The organism is Pseudomonas sp. B21-017 (assembly GCF_024749245.1).
Taxonomy (GTDB): Bacteria; Pseudomonadota; Gammaproteobacteria; order Pseudomonadales; family Pseudomonadaceae; genus Aquipseudomonas.
Genome location: NZ_CP087194.1, coordinates 2,576,044 through 2,592,293, shown reverse-complemented (window position 1 = coordinate 2,592,293; position 16,250 = coordinate 2,576,044). Strand labels below are relative to the sequence as shown.

The 16,250-nt window shown below is 60.9% G+C and carries 17 protein-coding genes; 5 read left to right on the top strand and 12 right to left on the bottom strand.

Going from position 1 to position 16,250, the window contains the following annotated elements; translation table 11 throughout:
• Nucleotides 1-74: 74 nt before the first annotated feature.
• Together LOY28_RS11835 and LOY28_RS11830 are read left to right on the top strand one after the other, a co-directional pair.
• Nucleotides 75-749 (top strand): Crp/Fnr family transcriptional regulator, encoded by a 675-nt coding sequence (locus LOY28_RS11835; RefSeq protein WP_258613886.1) that lies wholly within the window; start codon nt 75-77, stop codon nt 747-749.
• Between the two features lie 74 nt (nt 750-823).
• Nucleotides 824-1,210, top strand: a complete 387-nt coding sequence (locus LOY28_RS11830) for a putative zinc-binding protein (protein WP_258613885.1) — start codon at nt 824-826, stop codon at nt 1,208-1,210.
• A 219-nt stretch (nt 1,211-1,429) separates the two neighbouring features.
• Here LOY28_RS11830 and LOY28_RS11825 read toward each other — a convergent pair whose 3' ends face one another.
• The 7 genes from LOY28_RS11825 to norR form a co-directional block, all read right to left on the bottom strand.
• Nucleotides 1,430-1,900, bottom strand: coding sequence for an SCP2 domain-containing protein (locus LOY28_RS11825; protein WP_018927803.1), 471 nt, complete (start codon nt 1,898-1,900; stop codon nt 1,430-1,432).
• The gene (locus tag LOY28_RS11820) at nt 1,894-2,784 is read right to left on the bottom strand and encodes a U32 family peptidase (RefSeq protein WP_018927802.1); all 891 of its coding nucleotides are present in this window, start codon (nt 2,782-2,784) and stop codon (nt 1,894-1,896) included. Before LOY28_RS11820 ends, LOY28_RS11825 begins: the two co-directional genes overlap by 7 nt.
• A gap of 10 nt (nt 2,785-2,794) precedes the next feature.
• Nucleotides 2,795-3,790 carry a peptidase U32 family protein gene (locus LOY28_RS11815; protein WP_064617223.1) on the bottom strand — a complete coding sequence of 332 codons (996 nt, stop codon included), beginning with the start codon at nt 3,788-3,790 and terminating at the stop codon, nt 2,795-2,797.
• Between the two features lie 214 nt (nt 3,791-4,004).
• Entirely contained in the window at nt 4,005-5,240 is a 1,236-nt protein-coding gene (gene glp, locus LOY28_RS11810) for a gephyrin-like molybdotransferase Glp (protein ID WP_258613884.1), read from the bottom strand.
• Nucleotides 5,237-5,791 carry a molybdenum cofactor biosynthesis protein B gene (gene moaB, locus LOY28_RS11805; RefSeq protein WP_018927799.1) on the bottom strand — a complete coding sequence of 185 codons (555 nt, stop codon included), beginning with the start codon at nt 5,789-5,791 and terminating at the stop codon, nt 5,237-5,239. Before moaB ends, glp begins: the two co-directional genes overlap by 4 nt.
• A 162-nt stretch (nt 5,792-5,953) precedes the next feature.
• On the bottom strand, nt 5,954-6,601 hold the full coding sequence (gene pdxH, locus LOY28_RS11800) for a pyridoxamine 5'-phosphate oxidase (protein WP_258613883.1): 648 nt from the start codon (nt 6,599-6,601) through the stop codon (nt 5,954-5,956).
• A gap of 99 nt (nt 6,602-6,700) precedes the next feature.
• The gene (gene norR / locus LOY28_RS11795; protein WP_026286548.1) at nt 6,701-8,230 is read right to left on the bottom strand and encodes a nitric oxide reductase transcriptional regulator NorR; all 1,530 of its coding nucleotides are present in this window, start codon (nt 8,228-8,230) and stop codon (nt 6,701-6,703) included.
• A 154-nt stretch (nt 8,231-8,384) separates the two neighbouring features.
• On the opposite strand from norR, the gene ytfE reads away from it, so the two are divergent.
• Nucleotides 8,385-9,059, top strand: coding sequence for an iron-sulfur cluster repair protein YtfE (ytfE, locus tag LOY28_RS11790; protein ID WP_018927796.1), 675 nt, complete (start codon nt 8,385-8,387; stop codon nt 9,057-9,059).
• Nucleotides 9,060-9,135: 76 nt separating this feature from the next.
• Here ytfE and LOY28_RS11785 read toward each other — a convergent pair whose 3' ends face one another.
• Together LOY28_RS11785 and LOY28_RS11780 are read right to left on the bottom strand one after the other, a co-directional pair.
• Nucleotides 9,136-9,573 (bottom strand): membrane protein, encoded by a 438-nt coding sequence (locus tag LOY28_RS11785; protein ID WP_018927795.1) that lies wholly within the window; start codon nt 9,571-9,573, stop codon nt 9,136-9,138.
• A 28-nt stretch (nt 9,574-9,601) separates the two neighbouring features.
• The gene (locus LOY28_RS11780) at nt 9,602-10,792 is read right to left on the bottom strand and encodes an NnrS family protein (RefSeq protein WP_258613882.1); all 1,191 of its coding nucleotides are present in this window, start codon (nt 10,790-10,792) and stop codon (nt 9,602-9,604) included.
• 584 nt (nt 10,793-11,376) lie between these two features.
• Between LOY28_RS11780 and LOY28_RS11775 the strand changes: the two genes are divergently transcribed.
• Nucleotides 11,377-12,060 (top strand): Crp/Fnr family transcriptional regulator, encoded by a 684-nt coding sequence (locus LOY28_RS11775; RefSeq protein ID WP_018927791.1) that lies wholly within the window; start codon nt 11,377-11,379, stop codon nt 12,058-12,060.
• Nucleotides 12,057-12,251 carry a protein DnrP gene (locus LOY28_RS11770; protein WP_258613881.1) on the top strand — a complete coding sequence of 65 codons (195 nt, stop codon included), beginning with the start codon at nt 12,057-12,059 and terminating at the stop codon, nt 12,249-12,251. Before LOY28_RS11775 ends, LOY28_RS11770 begins: the two co-directional genes overlap by 4 nt.
• 171 nt (nt 12,252-12,422) lie before the next feature.
• On the opposite strand, the gene LOY28_RS11765 is transcribed toward LOY28_RS11770, so the two are convergent.
• The 3 genes from LOY28_RS11765 to LOY28_RS11755 form a co-directional block, all read right to left on the bottom strand.
• The gene (locus LOY28_RS11765; protein WP_258613880.1) at nt 12,423-14,264 is read right to left on the bottom strand and encodes a nitric oxide reductase activation protein NorD; all 1,842 of its coding nucleotides are present in this window, start codon (nt 14,262-14,264) and stop codon (nt 12,423-12,425) included.
• A gap of 77 nt (nt 14,265-14,341) precedes the next feature.
• Nucleotides 14,342-15,769, bottom strand: a complete 1,428-nt coding sequence (locus LOY28_RS11760; protein WP_018927788.1) for a cbb3-type cytochrome c oxidase subunit I — start codon at nt 15,767-15,769, stop codon at nt 14,342-14,344.
• Between the two features lie 3 nt (nt 15,770-15,772).
• Nucleotides 15,773-16,213: a cytochrome c gene (locus tag LOY28_RS11755; RefSeq protein ID WP_018927787.1), complete on the bottom strand. Its 441-nt coding sequence runs from the start codon at nt 16,211-16,213 to the stop codon at nt 15,773-15,775.
• Between the last annotated feature and the right edge of the window lie 37 nt (nt 16,214-16,250).

Sequence of the window (16,250 nt, the reverse complement as noted above, 5' to 3'; positions counted from 1 at the left end):
TTTGGAGGTAGGCCTGCAGAGGCATAGGTCATCAAGCCTGCGCTCTCTACTATGGCCGTCAGCGGAGGTACGCCATGCTGACTCACCCTTCCATCGTTTTAACGTTGCGCCGTCATCATCTGTTCAGCCAACTGCCGGAGAAAGTCTTCGAGGAAGTCTGCGGCCTGGCCATGCTCAAGCGCCTGAGTTGTCACAGTACGCTCATGCATCAAGGGGATCCGGCCAGGCGTTTTTTCCTGCTGGTCAGCGGCCAGGTCAAGCTGTACCGGCTCACCGGCGAAGGCCAGGAGAACCTGGTGGAGATCATTCAGCCCGGCCAGACTTTTGCCGAAGCCTTGCTGTTCAGCCAGGCTCGTCTGTATCCGGTGAGCGCCACCGCGCTGAAGGACAGCGTGCTGGTGAGCATCGACGGCAACCATTACCGCAATGCCCTGGAGGACCAGCCGAGAGTCTGCCTGGCCATCCTGGCGAGCATGAGCGTTCACCTGCACCTGCGTCTGCGCGATATCGATACCTTGACCATGGCCAGTGCGAGCCGTCGGGTGATCAATTTCCTGTTCCAGGAACGCCACCCGGTGACCGGCCAGATTGTCTTGCAGATGTCCAAACGCCTGGTGGCGTCGAAGCTGGGAATTCAGCCGGAAACCTTTTCGCGGATACTGCATCGCCTGGTGGAAAGCGGCCTGATTGCCATGGAACGACGCCACATCAGCATCCTCGCCGAAGAGGAACTGGCCGCTTTCCAATAGTCGGAATTGACCGTCATCAAGGCGCCCATCCACACCTCTTGCACACTGACAGAGCCCATCCACGGAGAGTGCAAATGCCCCGTTCAACCCTGCCTTTGGTTTACTCCTGCTCAGGCTGCTCCAACGTCGCCCAACTGGCCAACACCCTGGCCGTGCGCCTGGATCGCAGTGGTCTCGCTGAAATGTCCTGCATCGTTGGTGTCGGCGGGCATGTGGCAGCGCTGGTCAACAAAGCGCGCTCGGGGCGCCGGATCTTCGCGCTGGACGGCTGCCCGCTGCAATGCGTCGAGAACAGCCTCAAGCAACATGGCCTGCACGCGGACGTGCACCTGATTCTCAGCCATTACGGGCTGCGCAAACGCTATGGCGAGGACTGCACGCAGGCGCAGAGTGATGAGTTGTTTGAAGGGATCAGGCAGTTGATTGCCAGTGATGCCCGACAGCACGGAAGCCGCCAGTAAACGATTAATGCTGTTCACTTAAGCAATTTCAGCCGCGACGCATTCTTTGTAGCAGCCGCCGAACGCAGCCTCGCAGGCTCGACAGCTGCTACAGATCGCATTACGGCTTAAGTGAACAGCATTACAGTAAACGATGGCCTGAGGGCCAACGAAAATCCAACTGTGGGAGCGGCGGTGCGACGATTCGACCTGCTCGCTCCCACATTTAATCTACGTTGGTCATCCCGCCGCCAAGCCCTTCCCCGCCCGCTCCAGATTGCGCCACAACCACACAGGCAGAACATCGGGATCAAGGCTGTCGATCAGGTTCTTCAGCGCCAGCCCCAGTTCGGTATCGCCCTCGATGACCAGCCGCCGGCGAAAGAACAACGTGTCGGGATCTTCCTGACGGCTGGCCAGCAATAAAAATTCGCGCCAGTTACCGCTGATGGTCACGTTCGCCGTAGCGTGCTCGGCAATCCGCAAGCCCTGACGACTGAGCGTCAGGTACCAGGACAAACCCAGGTCCGGAATCCGCAAGCACAGCCAGCGCCCGCGCAGCACTTCGAACTCGCCCTCGCGCAATGGCTCGGCGAGGCAGCGATTCAGCGTCTGCTGCAACGCCAGGCGCTGCACGGCAAAAGGCACCCGGCGCACCAGTGGCAACAACCGGTCGGCGCCTTTCAACAGCCACTTCTTTCGATTCAGCACAGGCCAACCTCCTCGACGCGCAGCATGCCGGCCTGACCATGCCAATAGCCATTGCAACCTTCGACGAACAGCGGCGGTGTTTCGCCCAGACGAACCCGTTGATAGGCCGCGATCACTTCGTCCATGCCCTGAGCACGAGGGCTCAAGCGCAACAGATCGGCACCACAGGCCACCAGTCCGGCGTAATCGGCCAGCAGGTTGGTCACCTCGGCCGACATCGTTTGAATACCGTTAAGGGTAAACAGTGGTTGCCCCTCCTGGCTGGTCAGCGCCAGGCCATCGGGGTAGTTGATGCAGCAGAACCGGCAGTCGTCCTTGGGCCGGTTTTCTGCACGGGCAGTGAAGCAGCGGGCGGAATAGGCCAACGGCAGGTGCCCATAGGCGAAGATTTCAACTTCCGGCACTGCACGGCCCAGCTCGCGCACTTGCCCGATCACGTCGCTGATCAGCGTCGCCGAACACTCCACGGGCGGCACCCAGCGAGTCATTCCGCTGTCGAGTAATTGTGCCAATGAGTGGCCGTTGTACAGATTGAGCGCCGGGCCGCCCACGAACGGTAACTTGCGCTCGGCCAGGAAATGCACCGCGCCCATGTCGTTGGCCTCCACCAACAACTCGCCGTTGTCGCACAGCCGGCGCAGGCTGGAGAGTTCGGAGGCAGCCTCGATCAGCGTCAGGCTGGAAAGCACCAACTGTGCCTGGCTGCATTCCTGTAACTCGCGCCCCAGCCCCAGCCATTGATCCAGGGAAAAGGCCCGGCGTTTGGAGCACACGGTTTCCCCCAGATAAATCACGTCCAGGGGCAAGGTCGACATGTCGGCGTAAAAGTTGCTGAGTTGCTCTTTGTCCCAATAAAACAGGACCGGTCCCAGGCTGAGCTTCATGTCGCGTCCCTCATTGCCATGATCGATGATAAGCGCCCAGGGTGGTCTGGCTGCCTTCGGACAAACCGGCCAGCACCTGACGCCATTCTTCCTTGACCCGAAAACTGCCGGGCGCGCCACGGTGAGCGTCCAGTGCCGCGCGCCAAACCCGGGTGACTTGTTCGACATACGCCGGGCTGCGTTGGCGGCCCTCGATTTTCACCGCTTCGACGCCAATGGCCGTCAATTCCGGGAGCAAGTCCAGTGTGTCGAGGCTGGTGGGCTCCTCCAGCGCATGAAAGCGTTTGCCATCGACCAGAAAACGGCCTTTGCACAAGGTCGGGTAACCGGCCGATTCGTCAGGGGTGTAGCGATCGATCAGCACTTCGCTGAGGCGCGCGCTCAAGCCTTCGGCATCCTCACTCCAACGCACGGCTTTGGCCGGCGAACAGACACCGCACAGGTTCGGTGACTCACCGGTGATGTAGGAAGACAGGTGGCAACGCCCTTCGGCCATGATGCACAAGCTGCCGAAGCCAAAGACTTCGATGGGCACCGGGCTGCTGGCGGCGACTTGACGTACCTGCGCCAACGACAACACCCGTGGCAATACCGCGCGACGAATGCCGTAGCGTTGCGCATAAAACTCCAGCGCCGCGGCATGGGTTGCCGACCCCTGAACCGACAGGTGCAGGGCCAATTGCGGGTGACGCTGACTGGCATAGTCGAGCACCCCGGGGTCGGCGGCGATCAGCGCATCGACGCCGAAATCGGCGGCACGATCCACCGCCCGTTGCCAGCGCTCCCAACCCTTGGGTTGTGGGTACGTGTTGACCGCGACGTAGAGTTTGCGTTGATGTTGGCGGATGTGGGCGACGGCGGCGTCGAACTGTTTGTCGTCCATGTTCAACCCCGCGAAATGCCGGGCATTGGTGTCATCGCGAAAGCCGACATACACGGCATCGGCGCCTTGGCGCACCGCCGCTTTAAGCGCAGGCAGATTCCCTGCCGGGCAGACCAGTTGCATGGGTAATCCTCATCAAAAAGCGCAGTCCGGAGCCTGATCAGCCATGGTTGGAATGCGCTTGTGGCGAGCGAGCTTGCTCCGGGCGGCGTTCCGACGCTGGACTGCGCAGCAGGCCTGAATAACAGGGCCGCTTCGCGACCCAGCGGGAGCAAGCTCCCTCGCCACACAGTCTAGCCAGACCGGCAGGCACAGCCTTGACGGCAATCAATTGCCATCACTGCATCAGGTCGGCGAAGGACAGGAACATCACGTTGTCGTGCTTGAGCACTTGCTGCTCGCACTCGATCACCGCCAGCCCGTCGGCCCAGCACGCGGCGGTCAACATGGCCGAGCTTTGCTGAGGGTGCAGTTCCACACTCAACTGGCCATCGGCACCGGGAATCAACCTGGCCCGCAGGTATTGTCGACGCTTGTTACGCTGCAACCAGTCGAACCCGGCGGGTACAGCCAACGGCACTGGCAGCACGTCAGTCACGCCCTGGGCCCGGAGCAGGAACGGACGCACCACCACCAACGCGGTAATCAGCGCCCCTGACGGGTTTCCCGGCATACCGATCCACGGTTTACCGGCCACTTCGCCATAGGCCAATGGCTTACCCGGCTGGATGGCCAGCCGCCAGAAATCCACACTGCCCAGTTCCTCGATGGCCTGTTTGAGGTGATCTTCCTCGCCGACCGACACGCCACCGGAGCTCAACAGCAAGTCGCATTCCGAAGACGCCAGGCTCAAGGCATGCCGGCTGGCCACCAACTCATCGGCCATGACGCCATAGTCATGCACCTCGACGCCCCAGCCGCGCAACAACGCGGCGAGGCAATACCGATTGCTGTTGTAAATTTGCCCCGGCGCCAAGGGATCGCCCGGCTCACGCAGTTCGTTACCGCTGCTGAGCAGGCACACCTGCAACGGCCGATAGACCTCGACCCGGGCGATCCCGGCGCCGGCCAGCAACCCCAGCTCTTGTGCGCGCAGGCGCTTGCCGGCCTTGAGCAACAGGCTCCCGCGGCGAACTTCCTCACCCTCCTTGCGTACGTGATCGCCAACGGCTACGGGCGGGAACCAGACGCGCTCGCCTTCGACCCGGCAGCGCTCTTGCGGCACCACGGTATCGGCACCCGGTGGCAATGGCGCGCCGGTAAAGATCTGCACCGTTTGCTGCGCAAGCAAGGGCGAGCGCGCCTGATCCCCCGCCGCAATTCGCCCGCCAATCGTCAAACAGCCACCTTCCGCTGGCAGGTCACCAGCCCTGAGGGCATACCCGTCCATGGCACTGTTGTCCCAGGCCGGCAGGTTCACCGGGCAATGAATGTCCACCGCCAGTACCCGCCCCATGGCTTGGTCCAGACGGACCATTTGCGCCAGGGGCGGTGGCGGCGCCTGGTCGAGCAGACGGCTGATGGCCTCGTCCACGGGCATCAGGTTGCCGAGGTCGCACACCCGGCCGCTCATGAGCGTGTCTCGCAGGCGTCGATGACCCGCTGTGCTTGCGCTTTCAAATGCGGGGCGAAGTTACACGGGCCGGTGCGACTGTCCAGTTGCTCGAGCAGAATCTTGTTCCAGGCAGTCCGGCAGGCACCCGGCGAGCCAGGAACGCAGCACACCAGTACACCGTTACTCATCCCGGCCAGTGCCCGGGACTGCAGACTGGACATGCCAATCTCCTCCAGCGACACCTGGCGGAACAATTCGCCGAAGCCTTCCACATGTTTGTCCAGCAGTGGCAGCACCGCTTGCGGTGTGTTGTCACGAGCGGTGAAACCGGTGCCGCCAGTCATCAATATGACTTGCACCCGGGGGTCGGCGATCCACTGGGAGACCGTTGCGCGGATCTGATAAATGTCGTCCTTGACCAGGCCACGATCGATCAGCACATGCCCGGCCGTTTGCAGCAAATCCGCCAGGGTCTGTCCTGAAGTGTCGGTGTCAAAGGTGCGCGTATCGCTGATGGTCAGCACGGCAATGTTCAGGGGTTCGAAACTGCGTTGCGTCAGATGGGCCATATCCAGGCTTTCCCGTAGATGAGGGTATGGCCCAAAGCCTGAACCGGAATAGCGAACGAGCCTATTCCTCCAAGGAGGTACCTCGTCGGGGTCTATGGATTAATGGGGGACTCAAGCCCGTAGCAGCTGCCGCAGGCTGCTACGGGGGAACTTACTCGTCGCTCAAGGCGCCAAGCGGCGCCGTTGCCATGCACCATCTCGCAACCGGTAATCGAGACGGTCATGCAAGCGGTCGGCACGGCCCTGCCAGAACTCCAGACGTTCAGGGTGCAGGCAATAACCGCCCCAATGTTCGGGGCGCGAGACGGTCTGGCCAACGAAGCGCTTGATGGTCTGCGCCAACATCGACTCCAGCGCGGCACGACTGGCCAACGGACGACTTTGCGGTGAAGCCCAGGCGCCCAGGCGACTGGCCATCGAGCGGGAATCGAAGTATGCATCCGAGAGTTGCGGGTCGAGCCTGGACACCCGGCCTTCGATGCGCACTTGACGCTCCAGCCCCGGCCAGAAAAACGTCATGGCGGCATAGGGATTGGCGGCCAGTTGCCGCCCCTTGTCGCTCTGATAATTGCCGAAAAAAGTAAAACCTTCATCGCTCAAGCCTTTGAGCAACAGCACACGGCAGTGCGGCCGCCCTTCATCATCGACCGTCGCCAGCACCATGCTATTGGCCTCGACAGGTGCGCACTCGGTGTCGCGGGCCTGTTGCAGCCATTGCCGGAACATCGCCAGTGGATCGTCCAGCGCTGTCTCATCTTGCAGGCCATTAAGGGTGTAGTTACGGCGCATTTGGGCCAAGGACAGGGGCATGACGGTGATCTCCGGAAGGTTTTGCGCAGTGTGCGAGGCACTGCGCGATACCACCTTGACCGCCATCAACACCGAGCGTCGACACGGCAGCGCCCTGACCTACTTCAGACGCAGGCGTCGCGCCAGTTTGTGCAAATTGCTGGGGTCGACTTCCAGCATCCGCGCGGCGCTGGCCCAGTTGTCTCCGGACAGGCTCAGGGCCTCGAGGATCTTCTTGCGCTGGTAATCATCGACGGCTTCGCCCAGGGGCTGGAACGGCAGATCAACCGTAATGTCCCGGGATGGCTCGACCTCTGCCCCCGATGCTGCCACCGGGCTGTCGAGATCGAGAACCTCTGGCTCCAGCGTCATGATCGATGTGCGACTCGTCCCGCGACTGAGCTGCTTCAATGCGGCCCGACTGATGACGTGCTCCAGTTCGCGCACATTGCCCGGCCAGGTGTATGCCAGCAAAGCTCGCTCCGCCGCCGGCGACAAACGCAAACCTCGCAGGCCGAGCCGCGCCCGATTGAGCTCCAGAAAATGCCCGGCCAGCATCAACACATCGTGACCACGCTCGCGCAGCGCTGGAATCGGCACCGGGTACACCGAGAGGCGGTGATACAGATCGGCGCGAAACAAGCCATCGCGGATGCTGTCCGGCAGGTGCCGATTGGTGGCGGCGATGATGCGCACATCGACGTGCAACGGCTTGTCGGCGCCCAGGCGCTGGATCTCGCCGTTTTGCAGGGTGCGCAGCAATTTCGCTTGCACACTCAAGGGCAACTCCCCGACTTCATCGAGAAACAGCGTGCCACCGTTGGCGGCGTCGAAGCGTCCGGCACGGTCACTCGTAGCACCGGAAAAGGCGCCTTTGACATGCCCGAACAACTCACTCTCTGCCAGCGACTCCGGCAAGGCTGCGCAGTTAACCTGTATCAGCGGTTTGTGGTGGCGCCTTGAAAGACGATGCAAGCGCCGTGCGAACAGCTCTTTGCCGACGCCGGTCTCGCCCAGCAGCAATACCGGCAGATCGGAATCGGCCAGTACATCCAGCTCATTGAGCAACTGATGCAACACCTCACTTTGCCCAAGGATCTCGCCTTCTCCGACGGGCACGCGCAAGTCCTGAGGATCGCTGCGGGACAGGCGCAAGCTGCGGTTTTCCTGCTCCAGGCGGGTGACCCGCACGGCGGCTTCGATCTGCAAAGTGCAACGCTTGAGTTCTTCCCGCGCCCGGTTGTCAAAGGTCCCGGCGTGCAGCGCATCGAGGGTGATCGCGCCCCAGATCCGCCCCTCGACATAGAGGCTCACGCCCATGCAGTCATGCACCGGCAGCGGTTCGCCGACATGGTTGTCGAGCAAGCCGTCGTAGGGGTCCGGCAGGCGGCTGTCGGGCTCGAACCAGGTCGGCTCGCGCGACGCCATGATTGCCGCCAGCCGAGGATGCTGGGCAATGACGAACCGGCGCCCCAACGCTTCATGAACCAGCCCCACCGTTGCAACGGGCCTGAGGCTGTCGTCATCCAGACGCAGCAAGCCCACGGCGCCACTGTTGAAGTATTCGCGCAGGGTCTGGACCAGTCGTTGCAACCGCACGGCATTGGGCAACTCGACGATCAGGTCGGCCGCCAGGCTTTCTCGCAGCATGGTAGTCATCACCCTCTATGGTTGTATTTACCCTGAAGCATCAGGGTGAATATCACCACAACTAAAAATTAATCCATGTTTTTCAATACGTTAAAAATGGCATGCCGGGTGCAATGAGCCTGGGGAACCGTTGAAACCCAAACAAGGAACCCTGATGAGCCAGCCCCTATTGGAACAAAGCCTCGGCCAACTGGCCTGCGACATTCCCGGTGCCACCCGGATCTTTCACACCTTCAAACTGGACTTCTGTTGCGGCGGGCATAAAAGCCTGCGTGAAGCGGCCCTTGGCAAAAACCTCGATCCGGTCCTCATTGCCGACGCCCTGCAGATTCTGCAAGACGCCGGCGAAACCCAGCACGACTGGCGCAACGAACCGTCGGAACTGCTGATCGCCCACCTTCTGGCGCGCTACCACGCCCGCCACCGCGAGCAACTGCCGGAGCTGATCCGACTGGCTCGCCGCGTCGAGCAGGTCCATGGCGCGCGCAGCAGTTGCCCCAACGGCCTGGCCGATCTGCTGACAGACATGCAGCAGGAACTCGAAGGCCACATGCTCAAGGAAGAACAAGTGCTCTTCCCGATGTTGCAACAAGGCGTTGGCCCTCAGGCCGCACCGCCGATCCAGGTGCTGCGTTTCGAACACGATCAACATGGTGAAGCGCTGGAGAAGATGCTCGCCCTGACCAATCACATCATCCCGCCCGCCGATGCCTGTAACACCTGGCGTGCGCTCTACCGTGGGCTGCTGGAGTTCAAAGACGACCTGATGCAACACATCCACCTGGAAAACAACGTGCTGTTCATTAATGCCCTGAACCCCCGCCATTGATCGATTACCGGCCACCCCCCAACCCGCGCCATCCAACCGGATGACGCGGGTTTTGTTTATGAGGGACGTATTGCGATCAGCCGTGCCAATAGAACATGGCCTTGGCCAGGATCACGATCAACACCATGTGCCCGAGAATGCTGCGGCGAATCCAGCTTGCGCGGGTCGCGGTCAGGCGCCCGTGGGTCAGCCAATAGGCCAGCAGCAAGTAATGACCGATGATGCTCAAGGCCAACAGGATTTTCAGGCTCAGCAACGTACCAAAACTGCTGGCCAGCGGCTGACTCAATGCGCCACGGTACTGCCACGCCAAACCGATGCCGGCGCCATACAACAGCAACACCACGCCGTGCAGAACCTTACGCGAACGCAGGGCAATCGCCTGATCCGCCGTCACTTGCGCAATCTCCGTCAACGGCTGGCGGGCGCGATGCCAGATGACCACCTCGAAAAACAGCGTGCCAATGAAGGCGATTGCCGCCAGCAAATGCGTGACCAGTAAAAAGGGATACATCAGCGGCTGCCTCCATTCATTCGCGTATTCATCCTGGATGACCGTCGACCCGGGCCCGCAACAGCATCGGCCCATAGCGCCAGGCATACAGCGCAAACGCCAGCGCCCAGCACAGGCCCGCCAACCACAATGCGGCCAAGGGGAAAAACAGGATCAACACCACCCGGCTCAGACACGCCAGGTTTAGCAGAATGAACGCCAGGGTCACGCCCGATGGCGGTTCCAGGGGGCGACCGGTGTGGCCGAGGCTGACCCGCGCGATCATCGCCAGCACCAGGCCAGCCATGGCCCCGATGGTCAGGCAATGCACCGCCAGACTCGGGTTAACCGGCACACCGAAATGCCACAGCGCCATCCCGAGACACGCCACCGCCAGCCAGCCATAGGCCAGATGCAGCGACCACAGCAACGGCACGCGCAAGAGTGCCCGGTCATGCCAGCGCACCAGGCGCACCAGATGCCCTGCCGCCAGCACCGCGAACAGCAGGCCCACCCAGACATTGGGGTTGAGCGCCGGTCCTGCGGCATACAACAACGCCACCAGCGGCGAACCGACCAACAGCAGGCGATCCAGCCAGGGCCAGGCGGCAACGCCTTCAACCCGACCAAGGCCGCGCTGGGTGAAGAACGGAATGACCCGCCCGCCGATCAACCCCATCATCGCCGCCACCAGCCAGAGGCCGCTCAGCACGCCCTGGCGTTGCCAGCCTTCGTGCCCCTCGACCAGGCCGTACAGAGACAACCCGTCAGCCAAGGCCAATAACATCAAGACCACCACAATCGGGTAGTTACGTTTCTGCCGCACTTTCCACAAGGTGAAGCCCATGAGTACCGCCACCGCCAACGGGAACGCCAGTTCCAGTACTGCGAGCAACGGCCATGGCGCATTGGCCAGCCAGGCCACCCGCGCCAACAACCACAGCAACGCCAGCGCGGCCAACGGTTTGCTGCTGAGGCCTGGGCGACCGGTCCAGGTCTGCACCGCCGTCAACAGAAAGCCCGCGATAATCGCCAACCCGAACCCGAACAGCAATTCATGCCGATGCCAGCCCAGCCAACCACCCGCCGGCTGCCAGTTGGAAATCGAACCACTGAAGGCCGCCAGCCAGAGTGGAATGACCAGCACTGCCAAAAGGCAACCGGCGAGGAAAAATGGCCGAAAGGCCAGCCGAAACAGCGGCGTGATTGCCATCGCTTTACGGCGGTCAAGCACTTGCATAAAACCACTCCTCTACCTTGTTGCTGACCTGACACCAACCCGCAGGCGCCGAGGTAAATCCAGGAGCAATCATCGGGTATTACCGATCCATTGCCGTTGTCGCAGATCAAGTGTGCAAGGGGCGTGCCCTGATGCTTTCTCGTATTCCTGTGGCGAGGGAGCTTGCTCCCGCTCGGGTGCGCAGCAGCCGTAAAACCGGCGAATGCGTTCTATCAGACATACCGCGTAGATCGATGTTGGGAGTGCTTCGCACTCCAGCGGGAGCAAGCTCCCTCGCCACAGGGCATTCCGGATCAGGGTACAAATGACCATTAAAGGGTTATTTTCACCCTAATCCTCAGGGTCTTTTTTACCCTCACGCCTGAGAACCCCGCTAAATAAAGGCCTCCAAGCCTGGCCCATGTCTTGCTCAAGCTTGTGGAAATCAAACAAACCGATCCCAGGAGTCGTCATGAAAAAAGTCATCCAGCCACTGGCCTGGTTCGTGGTGTTGACCTCAATCCTGGCCGTGGCCAGCGGCGTTTCCCTAGGCCTCGTCTGACTTGTTCACCAGCCCCCCTTCTCAATCTTCAGGATGAATTCTCATGGTGCTTCACCGCGTCCATCACCAGATTCTGCGCAGTCATCATCTGTTCGAGCCGTTGAACGAAGAGCAGCTGGACGAATTGATGAGTACCAGCCAATTGCTGAGCATCGACAAAGGCGAGCCGTTGTTCCGTCAGGGGGAGCCAGCCGATGCGTTCTACTTCGTGATTGCCGGCGCGGTAAAAATCTACCGGCTGACACCGGATGGGCAGGAGAAAGTGTTCGAGGTCATCAGCGAGCGGCAAACCTTCGCAGAGGCGATGATGCTGATGGACACCCCAAACTATGTGGCCTCGGCCGAAGCGATCTGCCCCACCCAGCTCTATCGTTTATCCAACAGCACCTACATGCGCCTGCTGCAGAGCAATAGTCGGTTGACCTTCGCACTACTGGGCAAGCTCTGCGTTCGCTTACATCAACGGGTCAACGAAATCGAAACCCTGTCGCTGAAAAACGCCACCCACCGGGTCGTGCGTTATCTGCTGACGCAACTGGTGCGCCAGCAAACCGTTGACTGCCAATTCGAACTGCCGATGGCCAAGCAACTGATTGCCGGGCATCTGTCGATCCAGCCAGAAACCTTTTCGCGAATCATCCGCCGCTTGATCGATGAAAACATCATCACTCAGGACGGCCGTCAGATCGCCATTCTTGATCGTCTGCGCCTGGAACAGTTCGAGTGAGTGCCATGCCCGTCTGCCTGTATTGCCAACATGCCAACCCTTCACAAGAAACCGAGTGCCACCAATGCGGCATGCCCCTGCCGGCACTGGCTGAACACGCCGGGGAACGTCGGCAGCGCCAATTCATGTGGTTCTGCGTTGGCCTGACGGTCTTTTGCGTGGTGATGTTTTTCTGGCTGCCGCGCAGCTGAAGATCGCACATATCCCTGTAGCAGCTGGCGCAGCCTGCGTTCGGCTGCGCAGCAGTCGTAAATCCTGAGCCCACGGTACGACTGAAACACCGCGTTGTATGGTTTTGCGACTGCTGCGCAGCCGAACGCAGCCTTCGGCAGCTGCTACAGGAGCGCAGGTGGTCAAGGACATCACGGTTGGGTCAGCTGGCGGTACAACTGCGGCAAGCGCAGGGGCAGTTGTTCGGGCTGGCGGATCAAGGTGTAGCCATTGGCGCCGAACATGTACGGCAAGTAATCCCCGGCCTCGCGATCGATCGTGATACAGAACGGCGTCAGCCCCTGACGCCGTGCCTCAAGCACCGCCTCGCGAGTATCTTCAACACCGTAGCGCCCTTCATACAGATCCAGATCATTCGGTTTGCCATCCGTCAGCAGCAGCAACAGTTTGCTGCGCCGCTTGCTCGTGCCCAATAGTTGCGTGGCCTGGCGAATGGCAGCCCCCATGCGTGTGTAATACCCCGGTTTGAGACCTTGAATACGACCTCGGGTGGTGTCGTCATAACGCTGGATGAACGACTTGAGTTCCTGCATGCGCACTTGCTGACGACGCAACGAGGAAAACCCGTACAGGGCGAAATCATCACCCAGCACCGACAAGGTTTCGCCGAACAGCAGCAGGCTGTCGCGGATCACGTCGATGACACGATGCTGATCGTTCAGGTGGGCGTCAGTGGACATCGACACGTCGGCCAGCAACAGGCACGCCAGGTCGCGGCGAGTCTGCCGCTGCTCCATGAACAAACCGCGTTCGGCGCACTGGCCATGCTCGCGATCAACGTGAAAATCCAGCCAGGCCTGCATGTCCAGCTCTGATCCCTGAGGTTGTTGGCGTAACCATTGACGATCATTGCGCAGGTGCTCGAACTGACGCCGCAAACGGTGCGCCGAGGCCTTCAAGCGTAGCGGCAGCGGCTGCGCCTCACAGTCGCGGGGCACCAGCATCTGCAGGTTGACGAAGCTGTCCTGCATCCGTTGTTTGCGATAGTCCCACTCCGGCAACTTGATGCCCTCGCCGAGGGGAATATCGTCGACATCGGCCGGTGGTAAATCCAGATGCAGCTTGAGACCGCCCCCCTTGCGCAGGCGTGTGCGCGACAGCGTCAACTCGTCCAGGTCGTCGGCGACTCGGGCAGCGTCCGGGTCTTCGCTGTCATCCGACCAGCGATCCAGGTCCACGTGCTCGGTCCAGCTGAACAGGTTCTCCAGACGCACCACCAGCAACCCGCCTTCACGGGTGCTTTCATCGATCCGCGTCGCGCGCTTACGCCCGCCTTTCTGCTCGCCGGGTGGCGTGGTCAAAGACTCTTCGGACTCATCGCCCAGATCGGCAGCCTGGGGACTAGCGAGATTTTGCGGCGGGTACAACCACAGCGGCAGCGGCCACGCGGCCCGTTCGCTACGGGGAAAGTGCTCGACACTGCCGGGCTCGCGCAACGCCTGGCATAACGCCCGTTCCAGTACCGCTTCGCTGCCGTTCAACGAGGCCGGATCGGGGCGCAATTGCAGATGGGCATCGACTAGTCGTTGGTAACGAACACGCAGCGCGGGATAGCGTCGCAGCAGCTGTTGCGTCCAGCGTTGATTGTCCCGGCCCCAGTGGCGCATCTGCCCGGCCTGTGCCGCCAGCAACGCGAGCCAGCGATAGAGTTCCTCATTCAGTGCCACTTCGGGAAACACCGCCAGGCTCGATGGCAGCCGTAAATTACGCTCGTCACACCACGCCAGCGGCACTTGTTTGCAGGTGCCGGCGATTTGCTGCAACACGTTGCGTCGCAGCAGCAGATCGCGGTCGCTGGCCGCTTCCACACCGACGCCATTGGCACCGCCCATGGCGCGGAACAACAGCGCCAGCGGGCGTTGCTGGCTGGCCAGTTCAACCCGTGCTTCGGGGAAATCAGGGCTGGCGCGCCGGGTGATGAAACGATGCCAGACACTGCCTACCCACTCTTCCAGTTCGACGGTAAACGCCATGAGGCTTGCCCTTGCTGGAACCAAAAAACGGCCCGCTGTATCAGCCGGGCCGACCTTTTCCTAGCCATTGCACCCGATCATGAAGGTACAACCGCCGCCGGAGCGCGCAAGGCTGCGCGGCCACGTTGCTTGAAGCTGAACAGGTAACAGAGCAGCCCGGCGAAGAAGCCGATACCAGCACCCAGACGCGCCCAGAACAGCACTTGCAGATGTTCGACCGTGGCCATGAATGGCAACGCGATCCCATCGGCCTGCCAGCGTTGCAGGTAAACCTGTACGACACCGGCCGCGGTGAGGAACAGCGTGATCATCACCATCGACAGGGTCATTAACCAGAAGCCCCAGACTTCGAGGGTCTGTGAACGCTCGTCACCCGCTTCACCCAGCCCGCGCAGGCGTGGCATGGCGTAGCTGATCAAGGTCATCACGATCATCGCGTAAGCACCGTAGAAAGCCAGGTGACCGTGCGCTGCCGTCAATTGCGAACCGTGGGTGTAGAAGTTGACCGGCGCCAGGGTATGCAGAAAGCCCCAGACACCCGCACCGAAGAACGCCGTGACCGTGGTGCCCTTGGCCCACAGCGTGGCGGCACGGTTCGGGTGTTGCCGCCGACGGTTCTTCACCATGCTGAAGGCAAAGATCACCATGGCCAGGAACGGCAGCGGTTCGAATGCGGAGAAGATCGAGCCGACCCACAGCCAGACCTCGGGCGCACCGATCCAGAAGAAGTGGTGACCGGTGCCGATGATCCCGGTAATCAGCGCCATGGCGATGATCACGTAGAGCCATTTCTCCACGACTTCCCGGTCGACACCGGTGATCTTGATCAGCACGAAGGCGAGCATCGAGCCCATGATCAGTTCCCACACGCCTTCCACCCAAAGATGCACCACCCACCACCAGTAGAACTTGTCGCGGGCCAGATTACCGGGGTTGTAGAAGGAGAACAGGAAGAACACCGCAAGGCCGATCAACCCGGTCATCATCACCATGCTGACGGTGGTCTTGCGACCTTTGAGCAAGGTCATGCCGATGTTGTAGAGAAAGCCCAGGCACACCACCACAATGCCCATCTTGGTGATGGTCGGCTGCTCCAGGAACTCCCGGCCCATGGTCGGCAGCAGCTCGTTATGCGTCAGTTTGGCCAGGCCCGCATAAGGCACCAGCAGATAGCCGAGAATCGTCAACACACCAGCAGCGGCGAATACCCAGAACAGAATGATCGCCAGCTTCGGGCTGTGCAGTTCGCGGTCGGCCTCTTCCGGAATCAGGTAATAGGCGGCGCCCATGAAGCCGAACAGCAACCAGACGATCAGCAGATTGGTGTGCACCATCCGCGCCACGTTGAAGGGAATGATCGGGAACAGAAAGTCTCCGATCACGTATTGCACCCCCATGATCAAACCGAACAGCACCTGACCGAGAAACAGCATCAGGGCAAACACGAAGTACGGTTTGGCTACGGCTTGCGAGGCGAATTTCAGATGCGGATTAGCGATGCTCATCTCTTAGCCCTCCTTGTTTGGCGGCCAGCCATTGGTGTTGATGTTCGAGCTCCATTTGAGGAACTCGGCGATGTCATCCACCTCTTGCTCGCTCAACTTGAACTGCGGCATCGCTCGTCGGCCCGGTACGCCCAGCGGCTGCATTTTCATCCAGGCATGTAGAAAAGGTTTAAAGCCCTCCTCCCCGCCGCGCCGCTGGAATACGTTGCCCAGCTCTGGCGCAAAGTAGGCGCCCTCGCCCAGCAACGTGTGGCAGCCGACGCAGTTGTTTTGCTCCCAGACCGTCTTGCCTCGAATCACTGATTCGGTTAACTGCGCTTCGTTGCTGCGCACTGGAAAGGTCTGTTCCGTGTGATAGGTCAAGGCCAGGAATATCAGGAAGAAAAAGACGCTTCCCCCGAAGTAGATATTCCTGGCCATGCCTTTGGTGAAGGTCTCTGACATGGTCGCTTCCTCTTTGCTTGGCGTGCTCATGATAGAA

What these genes read in the sequence shown, in the direction of transcription:
- glp (WP_258613884.1), bottom strand. Translation starts at nt 5,240, where the DNA reads ATGAGCGGCCGGGTGTGCGACCTCGGCAACCTGATGCCCGTGGACGAG.
- LOY28_RS11830 (WP_258613885.1), top strand. Translation starts at nt 824, where the DNA reads ATGCCCCGTTCAACCCTGCCTTTGGTTTACTCCTGCTCAGGCTGCTCC.
- LOY28_RS11755 (WP_018927787.1), bottom strand. Translation starts at nt 16,213, where the DNA reads ATGTCAGAGACCTTCACCAAAGGCATGGCCAGGAATATCTACTTCGGG.
- ytfE (WP_018927796.1), top strand. Translation starts at nt 8,385, where the DNA reads ATGAGCCAGCCCCTATTGGAACAAAGCCTCGGCCAACTGGCCTGCGAC.
- LOY28_RS11835 (WP_258613886.1), top strand. Translation starts at nt 75, where the DNA reads ATGCTGACTCACCCTTCCATCGTTTTAACGTTGCGCCGTCATCATCTG.
- LOY28_RS11820 (WP_018927802.1), bottom strand. Translation starts at nt 2,784, where the DNA reads ATGAAGCTCAGCCTGGGACCGGTCCTGTTTTATTGGGACAAAGAGCAA.
- pdxH (WP_258613883.1), bottom strand. Translation starts at nt 6,601, where the DNA reads ATGCCCCTGTCCTTGGCCCAAATGCGCCGTAACTACACCCTTAATGGC.
- LOY28_RS11780 (WP_258613882.1), bottom strand. Translation starts at nt 10,792, where the DNA reads ATGCAAGTGCTTGACCGCCGTAAAGCGATGGCAATCACGCCGCTGTTT.
- moaB (WP_018927799.1), bottom strand. Translation starts at nt 5,791, where the DNA reads ATGGCCCATCTGACGCAACGCAGTTTCGAACCCCTGAACATTGCCGTG.
- LOY28_RS11765 (WP_258613880.1), bottom strand. Translation starts at nt 14,264, where the DNA reads ATGGCGTTTACCGTCGAACTGGAAGAGTGGGTAGGCAGTGTCTGGCAT.
- LOY28_RS11815 (WP_064617223.1), bottom strand. Translation starts at nt 3,790, where the DNA reads ATGCAACTGGTCTGCCCGGCAGGGAATCTGCCTGCGCTTAAAGCGGCG.
- LOY28_RS11760 (WP_018927788.1), bottom strand. Translation starts at nt 15,769, where the DNA reads ATGAGCATCGCTAATCCGCATCTGAAATTCGCCTCGCAAGCCGTAGCC.
- LOY28_RS11775 (WP_018927791.1), top strand. Translation starts at nt 11,377, where the DNA reads ATGGTGCTTCACCGCGTCCATCACCAGATTCTGCGCAGTCATCATCTG.
- LOY28_RS11785 (WP_018927795.1), bottom strand. Translation starts at nt 9,573, where the DNA reads ATGTATCCCTTTTTACTGGTCACGCATTTGCTGGCGGCAATCGCCTTC.
- norR (WP_026286548.1), bottom strand. Translation starts at nt 8,230, where the DNA reads ATGCTGCGAGAAAGCCTGGCGGCCGACCTGATCGTCGAGTTGCCCAAT.